This window comes from Paenibacillus canaveralius, assembly GCF_047238265.1.
GTDB lineage: Bacteria > Bacillota > Bacilli > Paenibacillales > NBRC-103111 > Paenibacillus_F.
This window is the reverse complement of record NZ_JBDFMM010000001.1, coordinates 4779548-4798987: the sequence shown is the minus strand read 5'-3', so window position 1 is coordinate 4798987 and position 19440 is coordinate 4779548. Positions and strand designations below refer to the sequence as shown.

The window sequence follows — 19440 nt, the reverse complement described above, 5'->3', positions numbered from 1 at the left end:
TCCGGGGACGGCGGAACGGCCGGGAAATTCCCGGGACTTGGAGAACTTTTGTTTATAAAAAACAAAACAGCCTTGGTCCGGTCAACTACCGAATCAAGGCTGTTTTTGGGCTGTCTTATTAAGAAGGAAAACTTTCATGTACCGGCTTCATATCGGCATGCTCCACCGTCAGCCGGTGAAACCTTTGGACGCGTTCCGATGAGGGAGGAGCAGCCCGAAGGCTAGGCGCGAAGCAGCTTCAGATCGAATTCGGGCACAAGCCCTTCCTTCGCGGCCCGTCCGAGCAGCGCTTCGACCGCTCCGTAGCCGTCCTCGCCGAGATCGGCAGTGAACGAATTCACGTACAGGTCGATATGCGCCTTGGCAACCTCGGGAGACATCTCCTGCGCATGCTGGAGCACGTATGCCTGGGACGCTTCGGGATGGGCCCACGCATACTCCACGGAAGAGCGGATCCATCCCGCCACCGCTTTCAGGTCCATCGAACGCCTTGCGATAATGGCGCCGAGCGGAATGGGGAGTCCCGTGTCGGACTCCCACCAGCTGCCGAGATCGGCCAGCAGGCTGAGCCCGTAGGACGGGTAGGTGAAGCGCGCCTCGTGAATGACGAGGCCCGCGTCAATCTTCCCGTCCCGGACGGCCGGCATGATCTCGTGAAAAGGCATCACGACGATCTCGCCGACGCCCCCGGGGATCTGCTGGGCGGCCCACAGCCGGAACAGCAGGTACGCGGTCGAGCGCTCGCTCGGAACGGCGACGCGCTTACCCGAGAGGGACGCCGGATCGGCGGAGCCGTTCGACAGCACGAGCGGTCCGCAACCTCTGCCCAGAGCGCCGCCGCAAGGGAGCAGGGCATAGTCGCGGAGAACCCACGGCAGAGCCGCGTAGGAGATTTTCATTACTTCGGGACCGCCGGAACCGGCGGCCAGGCCGTTGGTAATATCGATGTCGGCATACAGGACATCAAGCTCGGGAGCGACGGGGATAAGCCCGTGCACCCAGGCATGGAAGACGAACGTGTCGTTCGGACACGGGGAAAACGCGATGTTCATAACAGCACCTCCGGTAAGACTGAACTGGCTTTCTCCAGCATGGCGAGCGCTTCGGGAATTCGCCATGCCGCTTTGTTGCGCGGACCTACCGCGTTGGAGACCGAGCGGAGCTCCAGGCACGGGATGCCGCGGGCGAGGGCGGCGCTAGCCGCGCCGAAGCCCTCCATGCCCTCGGCGGCGGCGCCGGGCACCCGCCGGGCAAGCTCCAGGGCATGCTCCGCCGTGCCGGTCACGGTGGAGACCGTAAGCACAGGACCTGTGCTTACGGGCAGCCCGGCGGCCGCCAGGGCTTCGGCGACGCGGCCGGCAAGCGCCGCGTCGACAGGCACGCGGGCCGAGCCGAAGCCGAGCTCGTCCAGGCTGAGGAAGCCCCCGGGCGTCTCGGCGCCCAGATCGGCGGCGAGTATTTCGCTCGACACGACGAGCGAGCCGACCTCGGCCCGGCCTTCGAAGCCGCCTGCGATTCCGGCGGCCAGGACGAGGTCGTATTCCGCAGCGGCGAGCGCCGCCGTCGTGGAGACAGCCGCGGCCACGGGACCGACGCCCGCTAGCTCCACCCGGAAGCCGGGCGCTCCGGCGAGACCGCGGAGCACGGCGTCCCGCTCGGCTTCGACAGGCGTCATGATCAGGACGCGCTTGATGGGAGGCGTTTCACCCGCAGGAAGCGGGGAAGAGGCCGAATAAAAATCAGGGCTCATTTGTAAGATCTCCTTTAAATGCTGATCCGGATAAGCTATATTATAAACCAATGCTTCGCAGTATAAAAACTTTAGGGCTAAACAAATTTTCCCCATTGTCAAATTTATCCGCCTATACGCACGGATCGGGAAGGACTGGAACGCGCTTTTTCCGAACTAATAGCTATCTGAATCCATTTCGTGCCTTTCTTGTTCCGCGGCAGCCTCATCTGCCGCACAGCATCCCCGGGCTCACTCTTCACGCATAAAGGAGACACACACCTTGAATGAATTTATCATCGGCGCTGCTGTATGCATCCTTCTTCTGACCGTCCAAATCCTTCTTATTGTTTACAAAAGAAATCTGGAAAAATGGAAACATCATGAACAGCTCGTCAAAAAGCACGGCCTGCTGGTCAATATTATGCATACCGTGGATGTGGGCACCTGGTCGTACGATTATTCGTCCCGGCGCGTTCCTTTTACATCGGAAGCCCTGCTCAAGATTACCGGCTACCGGCCCGAATATTTCGCTACCCGGGAAGCCTGGGAAAGAATTATCCACCCGGACGATTTTCAGCGGTACCGGGCATCGGGCGTTAACGTCAAAGAGGGGATTTCCGATTTCAGCGAATACCGGATCGTTCACGCCTGCGGCGATGTCCGGTGGGTGCAGGTCCGGATGATTCCCACGCGGGATGAGACGAGCGGCGCGTTACTCCGTCTGGACGGGGTGGTGCTGGACATTACGGCCCGGAAAGCGGCGGAGGAGGCTCTGCAGAGAAGCGAACAGCGCTACCGTTCTCTCTTCGAACATCATTCGGATGTGATCGTGGAGCTGGATCTGCACGGGAAGGCAGTGGATATCAATTCGGCCGCCCTGGAAATTACGGGAAGCCGGCACAGTATCGTGAACCCGCTGTCGCTTATCGAACTGTTCGGCGTGGACAGTCTGAAACGGATGTCGGTGTATTTCGACGAAGTGGTGCAGGGTACGACCCAGACGTTCGAGATGACTTCTTACCATAATGAAGGCCGCCTGTATCACTGGGATATAAAAATGGTGCCCGTGTATGTAAACGGCGCGGTGACGGGAGTTTTCGTGCTGTGCAGGGACATTACTTCGAAGAAACTGACGGAGCGGTCGTTACAAAAAAGCGAGGCCACCTACCGTCTGATCGCGGAAAATATGACGGACCTCGTGGCCGTGGTAGGCAGGGACGGAAAGTTCCAATACACGTCCCCTTCCTATAAAGCGAGGCTGGGATTGGACGATTCCACCGCGGCCGGCCTGTCGCTGTACGATATGATGCATCCCGAAGACGGGAAGCTGATCCGGCTCAAGCTGGAAGGAATGCCGGAATCGGCTTGCGTATGGACGGCGCGCTGCCGGCTTATCCATGCGAACGGCTCCCAGCTGCATTTCGATTGTGTAGCCAACCCTGTCCGGGGAGCCGACGGGAAAACGGAGAGCATCATCATCGTATCCCGGAACATCACGGAGAAAGTACTGATCGAGCGGGAGCTGATGGAGAGTGAAGAGCGGTACAGGCATCTGATCGAGCTGCTGCCCCAGCCTTTGACGATGATCCGCGACGAGCGGTTTATTTACGCGAACCCCGCGGGGCTGGAACTGTTCGGCGCCGCGCTGCCCTGCGATGTCATCGGCCGGAGCATCTACGAGTTCATGCATCCGGATTATGTGGAGCAGGCCCGGGGCCGCGCTCTTGCGGTGGCCCAGGAGAGGTATGCTCCCCCGCTGGAGTACAAGATGGTCCGTACCGACGGGAGCGTCATCGACGTGGAAGTGACGGGCATCTACGACAGGCTGTCGCTTTCCTCCCTTCATGTGCATACGGACATTACGGTACGCAAGCAGATGGAGCAGGCGCTCCGGGACAGTGAAGAACGCTACCGCAGTCTTGTGGAGCTGTCCCCGGTTTCGATCGCGCTCTATAAAGACGGGCAGGTCATCTACGCGAATCCAGCCGCGGTGCGGGTGCTGGGTGCGGGAAGCGCGGAGGAAATCATCGGGACGACGCCGCAGGACTGGATTCAGCCGGATGCGCGGTTCGAAGGAGAGCAGGCTATCCGTGAACGCGGAGCCAGCGCCCCTATCGATCTGGCCATTACCCGGCGCGACGGCAATGTGGTCGATATGCTGGCGACGGCGATCTATGACGCGCGTTCCGAAGCGTTCCTCGTTTTCTTCGAGGATATTACGACGCGTAAACAGGCCGAAACCGCCCTGCTGGAAAGCGAGAGGCTGAGCCGCCACCTGGTGGAGCTGTCGCCGATTCCGACGATTCTGACCCGGGACCACAAATTCGATTACGTCAATCCGGCGGGCCTGGATCTGTTCGGAGCGGGAACGACCTGCAGCCTGATCGGCCGCTCGATCTATGACACGGTTCACCCGAATTCCAAGGACAAGGTGCGCGCCCGTCTGAACGCGGTTTACGAGAACAAGGAAGCCACCCGCATCGCCGAACACAAAATCGTCCGGCTGGACGGCCGGATCATCGACGCCGAAGTCGTTTCCATTCCCATTCCGTATATCGGCAGGGATGTCGCCATGACCATCATCCGGGATATAAGCGAACAGAAGAAGGCGGAGAAGGACCGGGACTATGCGGAACAGATCGTCCGCGAGAGCAAGGACCGCTACTATGTGCTCCAGACAAGCCTGGACCGCTTCTCAAGCGATTTATTCGGGCTGATGAACGTGCAGGAGCTGGACCGGAGGCTTATTCAGGAAGTGCGGGAAATGATCCGCACGGAGAAAATCAGTCTCGTTGAGGTGGACAAGCAGAACAAGATTACCGTTAAAAACGGCAGTTCGGATATTCCCCAGCACGTCTGGGAGGAAATTGTGGAGGGCTGTTCCGACCCGCTGCCCGTCTGCGAAATTATCGATACGCCGGACGGCCATCTGATCCGCATCGGGGATATTAAAGGGAAAAGCTACCTGCTGTGCATCGGAGAGAAGTCCCCTTCTCTCGTGTTACAATCCAAAAGGGTATGGATTAAAACGATCGCCCGCTACGCGAGTGTCCTGTACGATAATTTCAGAGTCATCGAAGATCTGACTCAGGAGCTGCGTGAGCTGGCGACCCGGCAAAAGACGCCTTCCTGGCTGATCCGGCTTTTATTCGCTCTATCCGAGAATGAAAGCAAGCGTCTTTCCCAGGATCTGCACGACGGGGCTCTGCAGGAGCAGATTATCTGGTACCGCAAGCTTGACGAGATATCATCCGATGACGAGGTTCCGCCGGATCTGCGGGAGAAACTGGCCCAGATCACGCAGGGGCTGCTCGATGTCATCTACCAGATCCGCATCACGTGCAACGAGCTGAGGCCGCCGATGCTCAAGGAAGAGGGCCTGGTGGCTTCTCTGGAGGCCCTGTTCGAATTTACGCAGCTGCGGACCGACTATTCCATTGCTTTTGACTACACAGACTTTCACGGCTCCCTGCACGACGACGATTTGTTGATCGGCTTATATCGAATTGTACAGGAGCTTCTGGCCAACGCGACGAAACATTCTAACGCAGCGAAAGTTCAATTCAAGTTGTCGGCTCACTCCGACCGGATTCATTTGAGTTATGAGGACAACGGAATCGGTATGGATGTTAGTGGAATGGTGGAGTCCTTTAACAGTATGGGAGTTTATGGCATTAAAGAAAGGGTTCGCAGTATGGATGGCGACGTTGAGTTTTACTCCTCCCCGAACAATGGGCTCGCCGTTTTCATTAACGTACCGGTGAAACAGAATCAGAAATTCGAAATCAGAAATTGGAGTGTTAGGGATAACGATGATTGAGATCTTATTGGTCGACGACCATCCTTCCGTCATGGAGGGGACGAAAATGCTGCTGGAGCAGGATACCAATATGAAAGTTTCCTTGGCCCATACGGCCAAAGAAGCGCTGGAGCTGGCGGTTGCCCAGCATTTTGACGTGATGCTGATCGATCTGCATATGCCTACGATGAACGGGATCGATCTGGCCAAACAAATTCTGCACCTTATTCCGGACGCGGTCATCCTGATCTACACGGGCTTTGAATTCAATAACCATTTCAATCTGATGATTGAAGCCGGAATTGCCGGGTTTGTTCTCAAAACGGCAAACAAGGAACAGCTCGTAACGGCTGTGAGGTGCGCTCTCAGGGGGGAAGCCGTACTGCCTTTGTCCCTGGTCAAGCAGTTGAGGCGCACGACGGGCAGCCAGTTTGCGGAATCCGCAGGCGGGAGTCCCGAAACGCAGGCGGTAAGTTCCAAGGAATACGAGATTTTGAAAGAGATCGCGAAAGGGAGAAGCAACAAGGAAATCGCCGCATCCGTCCTGATGAGCCAGCGCTCGCTGGAGTACTGCCTGACGAACCTCTTTCACAAGCTTAACGTAAAATCACGGATTGAAGCGGCCATGAAAGCGAAGCAGCTGGGCCTGCTGTCCGATGAAGATTTTCCGAAAATGGCATGATAAAAAATTTATCAAGTTCGACATAAAACCGACCGTACACAGTTGTGATACGGTTTTTTTTGTCTATTTATTACCATTAATCCGACAGGAATTTACAAGTTTCCGCAATATTTTTGCGTGTTCCCGCAAAGCTTTTTCGGTTACCACCGCTCTTTTGCGGTTTATGATTAAAACAGCTTCTAGGTCTTTTAACCTAAGCCGGATTGCTCAGATTCTTCATGCTCCCGAAAGGGAGGAAGCGAGTTTGCGGGTAAATGCCTGCCCTTATCCGCGGCCGGATGGCAACGAAGGTAAGGGCAGAGAACATTTTATACACATAAAGGGTGGTTGATTGAAGTGCAGAATCCCAACGGAGTTAAAGATTTGCTGAACAGCACCATTGCATCGATGAGCCAGGTTTTTCCCATCCCTATCGACACGAAGCCTCCCAGCATGCTGCAAAATGCGGTCATCCAGGGCGAAATCGGAGTGTTGATCGGAATCGTCGGGGATGTTGAAGGAAGGCTTGTTATCGAAGGTGATATCGAAACGTTCGGTAAACTGGGACAATCCATGTTTGGCATGCCTCTTGAAGGTGAAATGCTCCATAGTTTTGTAGGGGAAATGGCGAATATGATTGCCGGAAATACGTCGGCGATTATTTATCAGAAAGGACACAAAATCGATATTACCCCGCCGACGGTCATGGTAGGACAAATGAAGCTTTACGGATTCGAAAAAGGGATTTCAATAGCGGTTTCCCTTGCGGAAGTCGGGACGATCCATATGATCCTGCTTCTTCAGAAGTCCGAAGCCGCATAAAAAACATCGCAGCACATCAACAATTTTAAGGTGGGGAAGCACACATGGAAAAAACGAGATTTATAAGAGCGCTGTGGGACAATTCCAGAGGAAGAAGCGATTATCATCCGGAAAGAAATGAGGGAGAATTAACGAGCGAAGAAATAGACGACATTCTGCACGACCTGGAAGCCGAGCTCAAAGTGATTGAAGGACGCAAAGGCAGGAGGTACGGACAATGAAATGGTACCGCAATTTAAAAACATCCGCAAAGCTCGTATCGGCTTTTGTATTTATCGCCATTTTGCTGGTATTCACGGGTTTTTTCGGGCTTGTCAACATGAGCAGGCTCAACAACAGCCTGAGCAGCATGTATGAAAATAATCTGGTTCCGCTCCGGGTCGTTTCGGACGCTTCCTTCTATTATCAGGTCATAAGAACGGATCTCCGGGACTTGAACGATCTTGCGGATACTCCGGCCCAGAAAGACGAGTACAAGAAGAAAATCGACGAGAACGTGAAGAAAATCGGCGAAAAAATAGGAGCTTACGAGAAAACGGACGTTACCCAGGGGGAAAAAGATCTGCTTCAAGCTTTTCATCCCGTATGGGAGAGTTATCAGAAGCAGTTGGAGGAAGCCGTTAAAATCGGCTACGGCGATGACCGTGAAGCGTTTAAAGCCCTGCTCGCGAGCGGCAGCTTGAAAACTAAAGGCGATGAAGTCATGAAGGCTTTCGACGACATGTTCGAGATTAACGTGAAACTGGCGGAAGAACGCAACGCCGAAGGCGCCGCCTTGTACAAAAGCTCCAGCAATGTGACTTTTGCGGTTATGATTGCGGCCTTCCTGATTTCCATCGGATTGGGCTACGCGATCGCGCGGATCATTTCCCGGCCTCTTAACAAGGTGGTCGGCCTGGTTGGTAAAGTTTCCGCAGGCGATCTGACCGAAGTCACCGATATCGACACCCGTGACGAAATCGGCCAGCTGGCCAAATCCGTGAACGAAATGGTCTACAGCTTGCGAAGCACGGTAGGCGGCATCCTGACGTCGGCCGAAAGCGTGTCGGCGGCGGCCGAGCAGATTTCGGCGAGCACGCAGGAAATCGCGAGCGGAAGCGTCAGCCAAGCTAACGCCGCGCAGACCATCCACGAGCTGTTCACGGAGCTGTCGACCGCGATTACGTCGGTCGCGACGAGCGCCGAGCAGGCTTCGGAGGTTTCGACAGATGCGCTGGATATCGCCCAGCAGGGCGGCAAGATCGTGAACTCTTCCATTGAGAGCATGAACCAGGTCAATGAGCAAGTATCCAGACTGGAACAGGATTCCAACAAAATCGGAGAGATTATCGAAGTGATTGACGATATCGCCGAGCAGACCAATCTGCTTGCCCTGAATGCGGCGATCGAAGCGGCACGCGCCGGGGACCAGGGACGAGGATTCGCGGTCGTTGCGGACGAAGTACGCAAGCTCGCCGAACGGAGCGGGGAAGCGACGAAACAGATTACCGCGATTATCAAGGGCATGCAGGAGAATACGCGCCAGAGCGTCAAAGCGGTCGGCGACGGCGTGATCCTGTCCCGCCAGACGGGCGAATCGTTCCATCACATTATCGGCATGGTGAACGAGTCCGCCAACAAGGTGATGGAGATCGCCGCGGCAAGCGAAGAGCAGGCGGCGCAGTCCTCCGAGGTCATGTCGTCGATCGAAAGCATTTCCGCCGTAACCGAGCAGTCGGCGGCAAGCAGCGAAGAGACGGCCTCCACGGCCCAGTCGCTCGCCGGATTGGCGGAAGAGCTTAACCGGACGGTAGCGGTTTTCAAAATCAGCAAATCCGCCTAGCGAGGCAGGGACCCCAGTCAGCCTGATTGGGGTTATTCTTTTAACGGCGGGAGCCGGATTCCTTATGAACGAGAGGGAGGACCTTTTTATGCAGGGAAGCGGGCACGAGCAGTATGTGGCGTTCGGCATCGACCGGGAACAGTACGCCATCCGGATTTACGATATTCATGAGATTATTAAAATGCAGGCCGTTACGGCTATTCCGAACGTTAAGCCTTACGTCAAAGGGGTGATCAACCTGAGAGGGCGGATCGTCCCGGTAATTTCCCTCCGGACCTTGTTCGGAATGGAGGAGGCGGAGCCGACGAAGGCGTCCCGGATTGTCGTGGTTCATCACCTGGAAGACACCGTCGGAATTATGGTGGATTATGTGAGCAAAGTGACGACCTTCACGGATATACAGCCTCCGCCGGAGCGGGTGGGCGGCGTACAGGGCGGGTTTTTTACGGGAATTGGGCTTGCGGACAGCGGCCTGGCGGGGATTTTAAAACTGGACGAAGTTCTGCTTCACGAATAGGAGTTGACTGGCATGTTGTCCGAGTACAGGGAAATCTTTCTGGAGGAGCTGGAAGAACAGCTTCAGGTCATGGACGGGGAGATTCTGAAGCTGGAGCAGTCCGGTCAGTCAGGAACCGTCATTCAAAGCCTGTTCCGGGCCGCTCATACGATCAAAGGATCGTCGGCGGCAATGGGCTTCGAAGAGATGAAGCAGTTAACCCACGAGATGGAACATTTGCTGGACCGGGTCAGAAGCGGGCAGCTTGGCGTGTCCGGCGCTTTGGTCGATCTCCTGTTCACCGCGCTGGATATTCTCAAGCAGCTTAAGCAGGACATCGTTGGCGGGGAGCCGCCTTCCGCGGATATTTCGGACTGTGTCCGCGCGTTGAGGAGTTTCGGCAGCGAAAATCCCGGTCTCCCTGGAGACAGGGCGGAGACAGCGGAAATGCCCGTTCACCGCGGCAAACCGTCTCTTTCGCTTGATTTGGAGCTGAGGGTGCAGGAGCGGATGGAACAAGGGCAAGAGCTGTTCTGGGTGGATATCCGGATCGCTCCCGAATGCCTCATCCGCGGAGCCCGCGCATACGTTATCCATTCCGCGCTGAATGAGTGCGGCGACGTGCTTTTGGCCGATCCGGAGCCGGAAGGTCTGGACGAGGAGGGTCCCGGGGATCTGCTTTTCCTGTATGCGGGAAAGCAGTCCCGGGAAGAACTGCAAGCGTTCGCCGACGGCCTCATGGAAGTCGAGCGGGCCGTGGTGGAGCCGCTGGCGCACGAAGAAGCGGCGGTACCCGGGGCCGCGCGGGATGCGGCGGGCGCCGGAGACCGGGCAGGCGGCGCCCCGGCGCAAGCGGCGGGCCAAGCGGGCAGCCCTGCGGGCGTGAGCGGCAGCGCAGACGCCCCGGCGCAAGCGGCAGGCCAAGCCGGCAGCCCCGCGAGCGTGAGCGGCGGCGCAGACGCCCCGGCGCAAGCGGCGGGCCAAGCGGGTAGCCCCGCGGTCGTGAGCGGCGGCGCAGGCGCCCCGGCGCAAGCGGCGGGCCAAGCGGGCAGCCCCGCGGGCGTGAGCGGCGGCGCAGGCGCCCCGGCGCAAGCGGCGGGCCAAGCGGGCAGCCCCGCGGGCGTGAGCGGCGGCGCAGGCGCCCCGGCGCAAGCGGCGGGCCAAGCGGGCAGCCCTGCGGGCGTGAGCGGCAGCGCAGGCGCCCCGGCGCAAGCGGCGGGCAGCGCCATGGCCCCCGCGACAACGCCGCAAGCCGCCGCACCGGCCTCCAGGCCGGCGGCCGCGGATGCTCCGGCCAAGGCCAAGTCTCCGACGATCCGCGTGAGCGTCGAGCGGCTGGAGCACCTGATGAACCTGGTCGGGGAACTCGTGATCGACCAGACCCGCATTCATCAGGTGGAGCGCACGCAGAGGCGGCGTTTCGCCGATGAGAGCGTTGATGAGCTGGGCCAGATCGCCGACCATCTGTCGAGGATCATCGGCGATCTGCAGGAAAGCGTCATGAAGACGCGGATGCTGCCGATCGAACAGCTCTTCAACCGCTTCCCGCGCATGATCCGGGATCTTTCCCGCATGCTGGGCAAGGAGATCGAGCTCGTGCTCGAAGGAAAAGATACCGAACTGGACCGTACGCTCATCGAGGAGATCGCCGACCCGCTTATCCACTTGATCCGCAACGCGGTGGATCACGGAATCGAGAAGCCGGAGATCCGGACGCTGTCCGGCAAAAGCGCCGGAGGCGTCCTCACCATCCGGGCCGCCCACGAAGACAACCAGGTCGTCATCTACGTGCAGGACGATGGAGCGGGGATCGATCCCGCCCGGATGATCCGTTCCGCGCTGGAGAAGGGGGTAATCTCCCGGGAAGAAGCGGAGCAACTGAGCGAAAGGGAAGCCGTGGAGCTTATTTTCCGCCCGGGCTTTTCAACCGCCAGCACGGTAAGCGACGTATCCGGCAGGGGTGTCGGAATGGACATCGTCCGCAGCCACATCGAGAAGCTGAACGGGCTGATCGACATCGAAACCCGCCTGGGCCACGGAACCTGCTTCAAGATCAAGCTTCCTCTGACGCTGGCCATTATCGTAGGGCTTCAGGTCAAGCTCGGCGGGCGCACCTTTATCGTCCCGATGAGCAATATAGCCGAGATTGTCCGTGTGAGCCCGGACGACATTCGGAGTATCCGGGGACAATCGGTCATTGTGCTTCGCAACCAGGTGATTCCGGTGGCCCGGCTGCATGATTATCTCCGTATCCCGTACATGGAAAATACGCGGAGCCACATCCCGCTCGTTATCGTGGGATCGGCCGAGAAACGTCTCGCTCTGGTGGTCGACGAACTGATCGGCAACCAGGAGATCGTCATCAAGTCGCTCGGGCCTTATATCGGCAAAGTCGACGGCATCGCCGGGGCGACAATTCTGGGCGACGGTAACGTGGCCCTTATCCTGGAGATCGCCTCCATCATCGGCCGCAGCGGCGTCCGTCCGCATTAATCCGGCATTTCCCTGCAATCCTTCTTTCTTGATAGTCTTAATAGTCCTTGCCGGCCTCCTGCCGGTTAAAGGGCTATTTTTATTTTCTTTTATCGCCCCGTCGTAAAAACGTATACCTCCCCCGAGTAAAAATTTGTATAATAAAAGGATAGCTGTACCGGAAGAGCGTACGAAGGCGGGTTCCTTTGACGTTCTTTTCCTGCATCGGGGCTTCCGGGCTTTTGAAACGGGCCGGGACAGCCGACGTATGAAACCGTGTTTCATTTTAACGGTTTCAGGTATACTTACTTACTGCCGGAGGACAGAACAGAGGGAGGGAAGACCGTGAAGCTTTTTAACGGCTATTACATAAAAAAGGGCAGACAGTACATAAAAGAAGGAAATTTCGCGAAAGCGCTCCAGTATTACGAAAAAGCCGATTACGGCAAGCTGGACACCACCGAAAAGATTCGGGTCGCGGAGGTTTATCACGAGTGCGGGCATACGGAACACGCCCTGTCTCTCCTGGGGGACATTATCGGACGGGTGAGCTCGGATAAGGCCCATGAGCGGCGGGCGCATATTTTGCAGGAAATCGGCCGGGAAGAAGAGGCCATGCGGGATATGGACGAGGCCATCCGGCTCAATCCCGAGCCTTACATGTACTGGTATACGAGAGGAATATGGCGCAAGGATTTTCAGGATTACGAGGCGGCGGCCGCAGATCTGGAAGAATGCGTCAAGCGCGAGCCCGAAGATTCCGTCGTATCGACGTACTACGAGCTGGGCATGTGCTATTGGCGGATGGATGAATACGAACGGGCGGAGCAAACGTTCCGCAAAGTGCTGTCGTACCCCGAACGGGATATTCCCATTTTCCATTACAGGATGGGAAAGACGCTGGAAATTTTGGGCCGCCCGGAAGAAGCCGTCGGTTACATGCGCAAAGCCGTCGATCAGGTGATCGAATGGGAATACATTTCGGATAAAGGGCAGCGGCTCGTGCTCAACCGGACCGGATACGGTCCGGGAGCTTTCCGTGTTTTCATGGATGAGACGGAGCGTACGTGCGGATTCCGCAAAGACCTGGCGGGCCTGTATACGAGTCTGAAGCGGTACGAGGAAGCTCTGGAAGAGATCGACCGTGCTCTTGAAGCCTATCCGGACAACGACGGTCTGTACCTGCAGCGCGTGGCGGTCTACCGCAGCCTGGGGCGCTGGGAGGACGCGGAACGCGAGCTGGATGTTCTGGAGAAGGAGCGGGACGTGGAAGAGCGGGTGCTCTGGATGGAAAGAGTTCTTCTCTACCGGGCGCAGAACCGGGATTCGGAAGCGGTGCCTCTGCTGCTTAAACTTTACGGGCAGGATTCGGCGAACCCAATCGTCTGCTACTGGCTGGCGGATGCTTACCTGGATCTGGGCCAGACAGAGAAAGCGCTGGAGTTCAACAAGCGTCTGCTGGAACTGGAGGACGACGATCCTCTCAACGAACAGCAGCGGGGGCTGATTCTGGAAGAAACCGGCGCCTACGGGCAGGCGGCGTCCGCTTACGGCAGGGCGATCGCGATGCAGGACCGGTCGGATTTCCGCATGAAGCGCAGCTACGCTTATTTTATGGACTCCCGCTTTGACGAAGCCCTGATGGATCTGCATCATGCGGCGGAGCTGGAGCCCGCCATTTCCGAAGGAGCCGGTTACCATCATGCGATGGGCCGGGTGCTGGAGGAGATGGGCCATCTGGACATGGCCATCGCTTCTTTTACGAAAGCGATCGACATACAGCCGGAGCATGCGGCCTATTACGAGAGCCGGGCGAAATGCTACCTCACGCTGCGCGAGCTGGAGAAAGCGGAGCTGGACTGCATCGTCGGCTACGATAAGGACGCCTCCTATACGGATCTGATCAGCCTCCGGGGCAATGTGCTGTATTTGAAAAAAGAATACGCCGAGGCCCGCAACCTCGCCAGCCAGTTTTCCAGACTTCATCCGGACAGCCCGTCGGCTTTTTTCAATCTGGGCATCGTCTGCTTCAAATTGGAAGGGGAAGAAGATGCGGCACGCAACGCTTTCGACCAGGCTTTGGCTCTGGACCCGTCCTACGGCGCCTGTTATATTTACAAGGCTTATCTGGATTACGGCCGGCTGGATTTCCCGGAGGCGATCGAGAATCTGGCCAACTGGAGCTTGTTCACGTTCCCGGAGCTTTCGCTGGAAGAAAGACTTCAACATCTGGAAGAGCTTGACGGGCTGAACGAGACGGTACTGGAAGGAGCGGCACGGCGCATTACCGAGCTGTATCAGGGACACGTATATCTGTCTTAAATGTGTCTTTGTGTTTCAACTTGCGGACGGCTTGTTATATAACGGATAGAGAAAAATTAGGAGGGATTGCATTGCTGCCGGTTCATCAGCCTAATGATTTGATCATTTATCCGAGTATCAAAAAAACGATCGGGCTTGTTTTGGCCGCACTTGTTTTTGTCGTTCTGGGCGTCGTATTCATAGGAGTCGGACAGACGGGAGAGGAGGGTTCCCTGGGACTAGTGGTGATCGGGGGCATCAGCGTTGTCTTTTTCGGGGCGTGTCTGGTGTATCTGGTTTACCGGCTCTTCAACCGGAAGCCTTCTCTTATCGTAAGCGATGAGGGAATTGTGGACCATTCGTCGGCTATCGGCGGAGGTGAGCTGAAATGGGCCGATATCGGGGAAATTATGCTGTACGACTACATGGGCCAGCGGTTTATCGGCATCCGTCTTCACGACACGGAAACGTTCCTCGCCCGGCAGAGCGGGTTCAAGAAAACGCTTATGAAAGCGAACCATGGGCTGGTGCAGGCTACGGTTAACATTACGCAGGTTGCCGTGAAGATGCCTTTGGAGGACTTGTACGTGCTGATGATGGAAAAATGGGAGCGCGACCGCGCCTATGAAGGCCGGCCGCATCCGTCAGACAATACATAGGGCACGGATGATGGCGGATATACGCGCCTTCCGTCCGGCAAATGTCAAAAAAGGCGCTCTCCATATTTCGTGGAGAGCGCCCTTCGTCTGATCAGCCGCGCAGAAGCGACTCCGCCCCGTCGACGTAGATTTCCGTCCCCGTGACATGGGAGGACTCGTCGGAAGCGAGGAAGAGCACGAGATCGGCCACCTGCTCGGGTTTTCCCGGCGCGCCCTTGAGCGGGTGATCGCCTTCGGGGAATTCAACCGGGATTTGAACTTCCTTCAAATCGTCGGTCGGATACGTGTTCTCGTCGATATTGGTGTCGATTGCGCCCGGACAGATGGCATTCACCCGGATTTTGTACCGGGCCAGCTCCAGGGCCGCCATTTTCATAAAGGCTACCTGGCCGGCTTTTGTCGTCGCATACGTGGAAAATCCGATATTGGAAAAAACGCGGTTGCCGTTAATGGAACTGGTGATAATAATGCTTCCGCCTTTTTCTTTCAGATGAGGGATCGCGTATTTGACGGTGGCGAACGTTCCGCGCAGATTAATGTTAATCGTCTGCTCCCATTCGTCGATTTTCAGCGTTTCGATCGGAGCTTTGGTTCCGTTGATGCCCGCATTGGCGAACACGATATCGATGCGCCCGAACTTGCCGGCCGCCTGCCGCAATCCCTGTTCGATCATCTCCGGCTTGGAAATATCGCACTCGATCACGAGAGCTTCTCCGCCTGCGCTTTCGATCGTCTTTTTCGTTTGCTCCGCTTTATCCGGGGTGCGGTCAAGCATAACGACCTTAGCTCCCTGCTGGGCCAAGCGGATGGCCGAAGCTTTACCGATTCCGGAGCCGCCGCCGGAGACGACGGCCACTTTACCTTCCAAACGTTTATCCGGCATGTGTATGCCCTCCTTGTCAGCGTGAGTTCCACCCGTTTGCAAAATCCGAACGGGATAGCGGAACGAGATAAGTCCTTCAAGGAATTACCCTTACGCCGGGCGGAGTGAACCAGTTAATGGTTCAGGGCTTCGCGGATGCCGTTCAGGTAGACGATGCCGAGGGCGCGGTCGTAAAGCCCGTAGCCGGGTTTTCCCGTTTCGCCCCAGATCATGCGGCCGTGGTCGGGACGCAGAGGACCGTCGAAGCCGACTTCTTTGAGCGCCTTCATCACTTCCACCATGTCGACGGAACCGTGCTCCGAGAGATGGGAGGTTTCGCAGAAGCTTTTCTCCCCGATCCGCTTGATATTGCGGGCATGAACGAAGTGGATGCGCTTCTGGTGTCCGAAATGACGGAGCATGGCCGGGAAATCGTTGTCTCTATGGGCGCCCAGCGAACCGCTGCACATGCACAGGCCGTGATTTTGACTGTCATAGAGCCCAAGGAAACGGTCCAGGTTTTCCCGGTTGGTAATAATGCGGGGAAGCCCGAAGATCGGCCAGGGCGGGTCGTCCGGATGAATGGCCATTTTGATGCCTTCCTCGTCCGCGACCGGCATGATTTCCCGGATAAAATAAGCGAGATGCGTCCAGAGCTTCTCTTCGTCGACGTTTTTATAATGGTCGAAAAGGGTTTTGAGCTGGTCGTCCGTATAGCTCGTATCCCAGCCGGGTAGTTTAAGCTCACCTGTAAGCGGATTCATTTTCTGCGCGACTTCTTCCTCGTAGATAAGGGCGTTGGAACCGTCTTCGAGCTCGTAATGAAGAGAGGTCCGGGTCCAGTCGAAGATCGGCATGAAATTGTAGCAGACGGTATCGATGCCGGCTTTGGCCAGATTACGCAGCGTGGTTTTGTAATTGTCGATATAGGTCTCTCGCGAAGGAAGACCGAGCTTGATATCCTCGTGAATGGGGACGCTTTCAATGACGTCCAGCCGGAGGCCGTGATCTTCGATCGTCCGCTTCAAGCGGGTAACTTTGTCGAGCGGCCACGCTTCTCCGACGGGAACGTCGTAAATGGCCGATACGATTCCGGTTACGCCGGGGATTTGCCGGATGTTCGATAAAGTGACGGGATCGTTCTCGCCGAACCAGCGAAAAGTCATTTTCATGGTTTTCATCCTTCCTGTGTTATCAGTCGGTGAAATAGTGGGGAAACTGCTCCCGGAGCTGCGGGATTTCATGATCCAGGTTGCCGAGATGACGCTCCAGCAGCCGAACAGTGCCCGTTTCGTCGTTCTTTTTCAAGCTGTCGAACAGCTCCAGATGCTCTTCGACGAGTTTCCGCGTCAGCACCAGTTCTTTCATCGCAAGGTATCTGAGACGGTTCAGATGGCCCCGCATGTGATAGACCACTTCCAGCAGAGTCGTGTTTCCGGTCAGTTCGAGGATACATTTGTGAAAAGCCTCGTCGAGCTGCAGAAACTGAACGACATCCTGATGCTCCGCCGCTTCGCTCTGCTCCCGGAGAATACGCCCGATCTGCCTCTCCGCGTGCACGAACTTCTCGGAGCTGTCCCAGCCTCCTGCCGCGAGCTTGAAAGCGCTGCTCTCCAGACTGAGCCGCACGAAGCTGCTTTCCTTTACTTTGGATTCCGAAATAAGGGCAATCTTCTTATGTCTCTGGGGAAGCACCTCGATCAGATGTTCCGTTACAAGAAGCTGGAACGCGTCCCGTATCGGAGTCCGGCTGATCTTGAACGTATCGGCGATTTCACTTTCGAAAATCGTTTGGCCGGGTTCCAGCTTTAACGTAACGATGGAATCGCGCAATGCTTCATACGCTTGTTCGCCCAACGACTTGCCGCTTGTTATGCGGGGGACCTGCCGGGTAGATGGCATACGACTCACCTCCTTGAATCAGTTTGTGTTTAAAATAAGTATACGTGTATACACGTATACGCGTCAATGAAAAACAAGCCAGATGCTGGAAGATTTCATGCTGACGGCATCTGTCGGATCCAGAAAGAACAGGGGGCCGTTGTGCAAAAAACAAGCCCCGAGTTATCCCGTCGCACATATGCTGCCGACGGATAAATCGGGGCCTTGCCGGCCGAGCGGCGGAACGGCTTACGCCTGCTCCTCGCGTGCCCACTCGGCGAGATATTTCCTGTGCTCCTGCTGCTGCCGCTCGCTGACTTCATGGCCGGAGAAAGGATGCACGTCGATGTGCTTATCCCCTTCGATCCGGTTGTAAGCCGCGAAGATGGCCTCCGGCCAGCACACCATGTCCTTGAGCCCGACGGTCATCCGGACAGGCACGCGAATGCGGTGGGCCAGGTTCATCATATCGAAATGGGCGAGCGTTTCGAATACCGGCTCCAGCCGATCGGGGTTCCGCTTGATGAAATCGGCGGCTTCTTTCAGAGAACCGACCGAGTTCAGCACGCCGAAATCCATGTGGCACATATTCGGGATGTCCGCAACGATCAGCGACACCTTCTCGTGAAGCGCGCCCGTGATCAGCGAGAGGCCGCCGCCTTGGCTGCCGCCCGCTACCGCGATTTTGGACGTCTGCACTTCCGGCCGTCCGGCGGCCCAGTCGACCGCTTTGTACGCATCCATCGTAACCGCCATGTAATAGCAGCGGTCCTTGTCGAGGATATTCTGCGTTATCCAGCCGGTGCTGGTTCCCGCATCGTAGTCGAGCCGGTTGCCGGTTTCGCCTCCCTGGCCCCTCACATCGACGGCAAAAACGGCAAAACCTTGAAGCAGCCAGGCCGCATATCGTTCCGGCAAGCCTTTGTCGGCCGTATACCCCGGGAACATAACGAGACAGGGGTAGCTCTTCTTTTGCAGAAAAGAGGGAACCAGAAACCATCCGTAGACAGGAGTTTCGTCGAAGCCTTCGTAGGCAACGTGATACGTATCGACTCCGTTCATGAGCGAGTCTCTCCGCTCGACACGGGCGTTCAGGGGTTTGTTTTTGAAAAGGTCCAGCTTCTTGTCCCAGAATTGATCGGCTGCGGACGGGTCAAGCGTCAGCGCGGGCTTGTACTGATGAAGAGTATGAATTCTTTTCTCGACGGCATTCATTTCCTAATCCTCCAGCAACTATGAAGTTTTATTCCATTTATTATAAACTTGTGAAGCGGAAAACACACGATGTTTTTGTGCGCGGAAGGACAGGAAGAAACGGACCGGTTCGCAAAATAAGGTTGTAACCCGAGTCCGTCGTAACTAAAATGATAGAAAAGCCTAAACCCGATACCCTCTATGAAGGAGAACGCCTGCCATGACTACGGACCCGGTCCTCATCAGACCCGCTTCGGCGGATGATACCCGCCAGCTTTACGATCTTATGATCCAATATATCGTCGATTTCTATAAAAGACCGCGTCCGGACGAACGCGAACTGGTGAAGCTCATTGATCATCTGCGGGAGAACCCGTCCGCCGGTCTGCAGTTTGTAGCGGAAAAAGACGGCACGCTAGTCGGCTTCGCGACGCTGTATTTTTCGTTCAGCACGCTTCAAGTCAAAAGGACGGCCGTGCTGAACGATCTCTTCGTCGATGCTTCGGCCCGCGGGCATAAAGTCGGAGAGCGGCTGTTCCGCTCCTGCCTCTCCTATATCCGGGAGCACGGCTTCGCCTATATGACGTGGGAGACGGCCAAGGACAATACGGCCGCCCAGTCGCTGTACGACAAAATGGGAGGGCATGTCTCTACGGACTGGCTCGTATACGAGATGGAGTAAAAGGGCGGCAGCCCGTCCGGAGGCGGACGGGCTGCTTCAGGGGCACGATGCGCGCTC

Annotated in this window: 16 protein-coding genes; 10 read left to right on the top strand and 6 right to left on the bottom strand. The window is 56.6% G+C overall.

Translation table 11 applies throughout. The features are described from left to right. Nucleotides 1-221 precede the first annotated feature (221 nt). Both ABC395_RS21790 and ABC395_RS21785 read right to left on the bottom strand, forming a co-directional pair. Nucleotides 222-1052 carry a 1,4-dihydroxy-6-naphtoate synthase gene (locus ABC395_RS21790; protein WP_413005937.1) on the bottom strand — a complete coding sequence of 277 codons (831 nt, stop codon included), beginning with the start codon at nt 1050-1052 and terminating at the stop codon, nt 222-224. Next, nucleotides 1049-1750, bottom strand: a complete 702-nt coding sequence (locus ABC395_RS21785; protein WP_413006783.1) for a futalosine hydrolase — start codon at nt 1748-1750, stop codon at nt 1049-1051. The genes ABC395_RS21790 and ABC395_RS21785 overlap by 4 nt, the downstream gene beginning before the upstream one ends. A gap of 262 nt (nt 1751-2012) precedes the next feature. Between ABC395_RS21785 and ABC395_RS21780 the strand changes: the two genes are divergently transcribed. The 9 genes from ABC395_RS21780 (at nt 2013) to ABC395_RS21740 (ending at nt 14764) form a co-directional block, all read left to right on the top strand. Continuing rightward, nucleotides 2013-5552, top strand: coding sequence for a PAS domain-containing sensor histidine kinase (locus tag ABC395_RS21780; protein ID WP_413005936.1), 3540 nt, complete (start codon nt 2013-2015; stop codon nt 5550-5552). Then, the gene (locus tag ABC395_RS21775) at nt 5545-6213 is read left to right on the top strand and encodes a response regulator transcription factor (RefSeq protein ID WP_103997027.1); all 669 of its coding nucleotides are present in this window, start codon (nt 5545-5547) and stop codon (nt 6211-6213) included. The genes ABC395_RS21780 and ABC395_RS21775 overlap by 8 nt, the downstream gene beginning before the upstream one ends. Nucleotides 6214-6549: 336 nt before the next feature. Continuing rightward, nucleotides 6550-7014 (top strand): chemotaxis protein CheX, encoded by a 465-nt coding sequence (locus ABC395_RS21770; protein ID WP_413005935.1) that lies wholly within the window; start codon nt 6550-6552, stop codon nt 7012-7014. Between the two features lie 44 nt (nt 7015-7058). Continuing rightward, nucleotides 7059-7235 (top strand): hypothetical protein, encoded by a 177-nt coding sequence (locus ABC395_RS21765; RefSeq protein ID WP_413005934.1) that lies wholly within the window; start codon nt 7059-7061, stop codon nt 7233-7235. Next, nucleotides 7232-8836 (top strand): methyl-accepting chemotaxis protein, encoded by a 1605-nt coding sequence (locus ABC395_RS21760; RefSeq protein ID WP_413005933.1) that lies wholly within the window; start codon nt 7232-7234, stop codon nt 8834-8836. Before ABC395_RS21765 ends, ABC395_RS21760 begins: the two co-directional genes overlap by 4 nt. A gap of 64 nt (nt 8837-8900) precedes the next feature. Further along, the gene (locus ABC395_RS21755) at nt 8901-9353 is read left to right on the top strand and encodes a chemotaxis protein CheW (protein WP_413005932.1); all 453 of its coding nucleotides are present in this window, start codon (nt 8901-8903) and stop codon (nt 9351-9353) included. A gap of 12 nt (nt 9354-9365) precedes the next feature. Continuing rightward, complete coding sequence (locus ABC395_RS21750; RefSeq protein ID WP_413005931.1) at nt 9366-11825, top strand: chemotaxis protein CheW; 2460 nt, start codon at nt 9366-9368, stop codon at nt 11823-11825. Between the two features lie 324 nt (nt 11826-12149). Further along, complete coding sequence (locus tag ABC395_RS21745; RefSeq protein WP_413005930.1) at nt 12150-14126, top strand: tetratricopeptide repeat protein; 1977 nt, start codon at nt 12150-12152, stop codon at nt 14124-14126. Between the two features lie 71 nt (nt 14127-14197). Continuing rightward, entirely contained in the window at nt 14198-14764 is a 567-nt protein-coding gene (locus ABC395_RS21740) for an STM3941 family protein (protein ID WP_413005929.1), read from the top strand. Between the two features lie 91 nt (nt 14765-14855). On the opposite strand, the gene ABC395_RS21735 is transcribed toward ABC395_RS21740, so the two are convergent. The 4 genes from ABC395_RS21735 to ABC395_RS21720 all read right to left on the bottom strand — a co-directional run bounded on the left by ABC395_RS21735 (nt 14856) and on the right by ABC395_RS21720 (nt 18722). Continuing rightward, the gene (locus ABC395_RS21735; RefSeq protein WP_413005928.1) at nt 14856-15647 is read right to left on the bottom strand and encodes an SDR family oxidoreductase; all 792 of its coding nucleotides are present in this window, start codon (nt 15645-15647) and stop codon (nt 14856-14858) included. A 113-nt stretch (nt 15648-15760) separates the two neighbouring features. Continuing rightward, nucleotides 15761-16798: a mannonate dehydratase gene (gene uxuA / locus ABC395_RS21730; RefSeq protein ID WP_413005927.1), complete on the bottom strand. Its 1038-nt coding sequence runs from the start codon at nt 16796-16798 to the stop codon at nt 15761-15763. A gap of 22 nt (nt 16799-16820) precedes the next feature. Then, nucleotides 16821-17528, bottom strand: a complete 708-nt coding sequence (locus ABC395_RS21725; protein WP_413005926.1) for a GntR family transcriptional regulator — start codon at nt 17526-17528, stop codon at nt 16821-16823. A 228-nt stretch (nt 17529-17756) separates the two neighbouring features. Then, nucleotides 17757-18722, bottom strand: coding sequence for an acetylxylan esterase (locus ABC395_RS21720; protein WP_413005925.1), 966 nt, complete (start codon nt 18720-18722; stop codon nt 17757-17759). Nucleotides 18723-18921: 199 nt separating this feature from the next. Between ABC395_RS21720 and ABC395_RS21715 the strand changes: the two genes are divergently transcribed. Continuing rightward, complete coding sequence (locus ABC395_RS21715) at nt 18922-19383, top strand: GNAT family N-acetyltransferase (RefSeq protein WP_413005924.1); 462 nt, start codon at nt 18922-18924, stop codon at nt 19381-19383. The last annotated feature ends 57 nt before the right edge of the window (nt 19384-19440 follow it).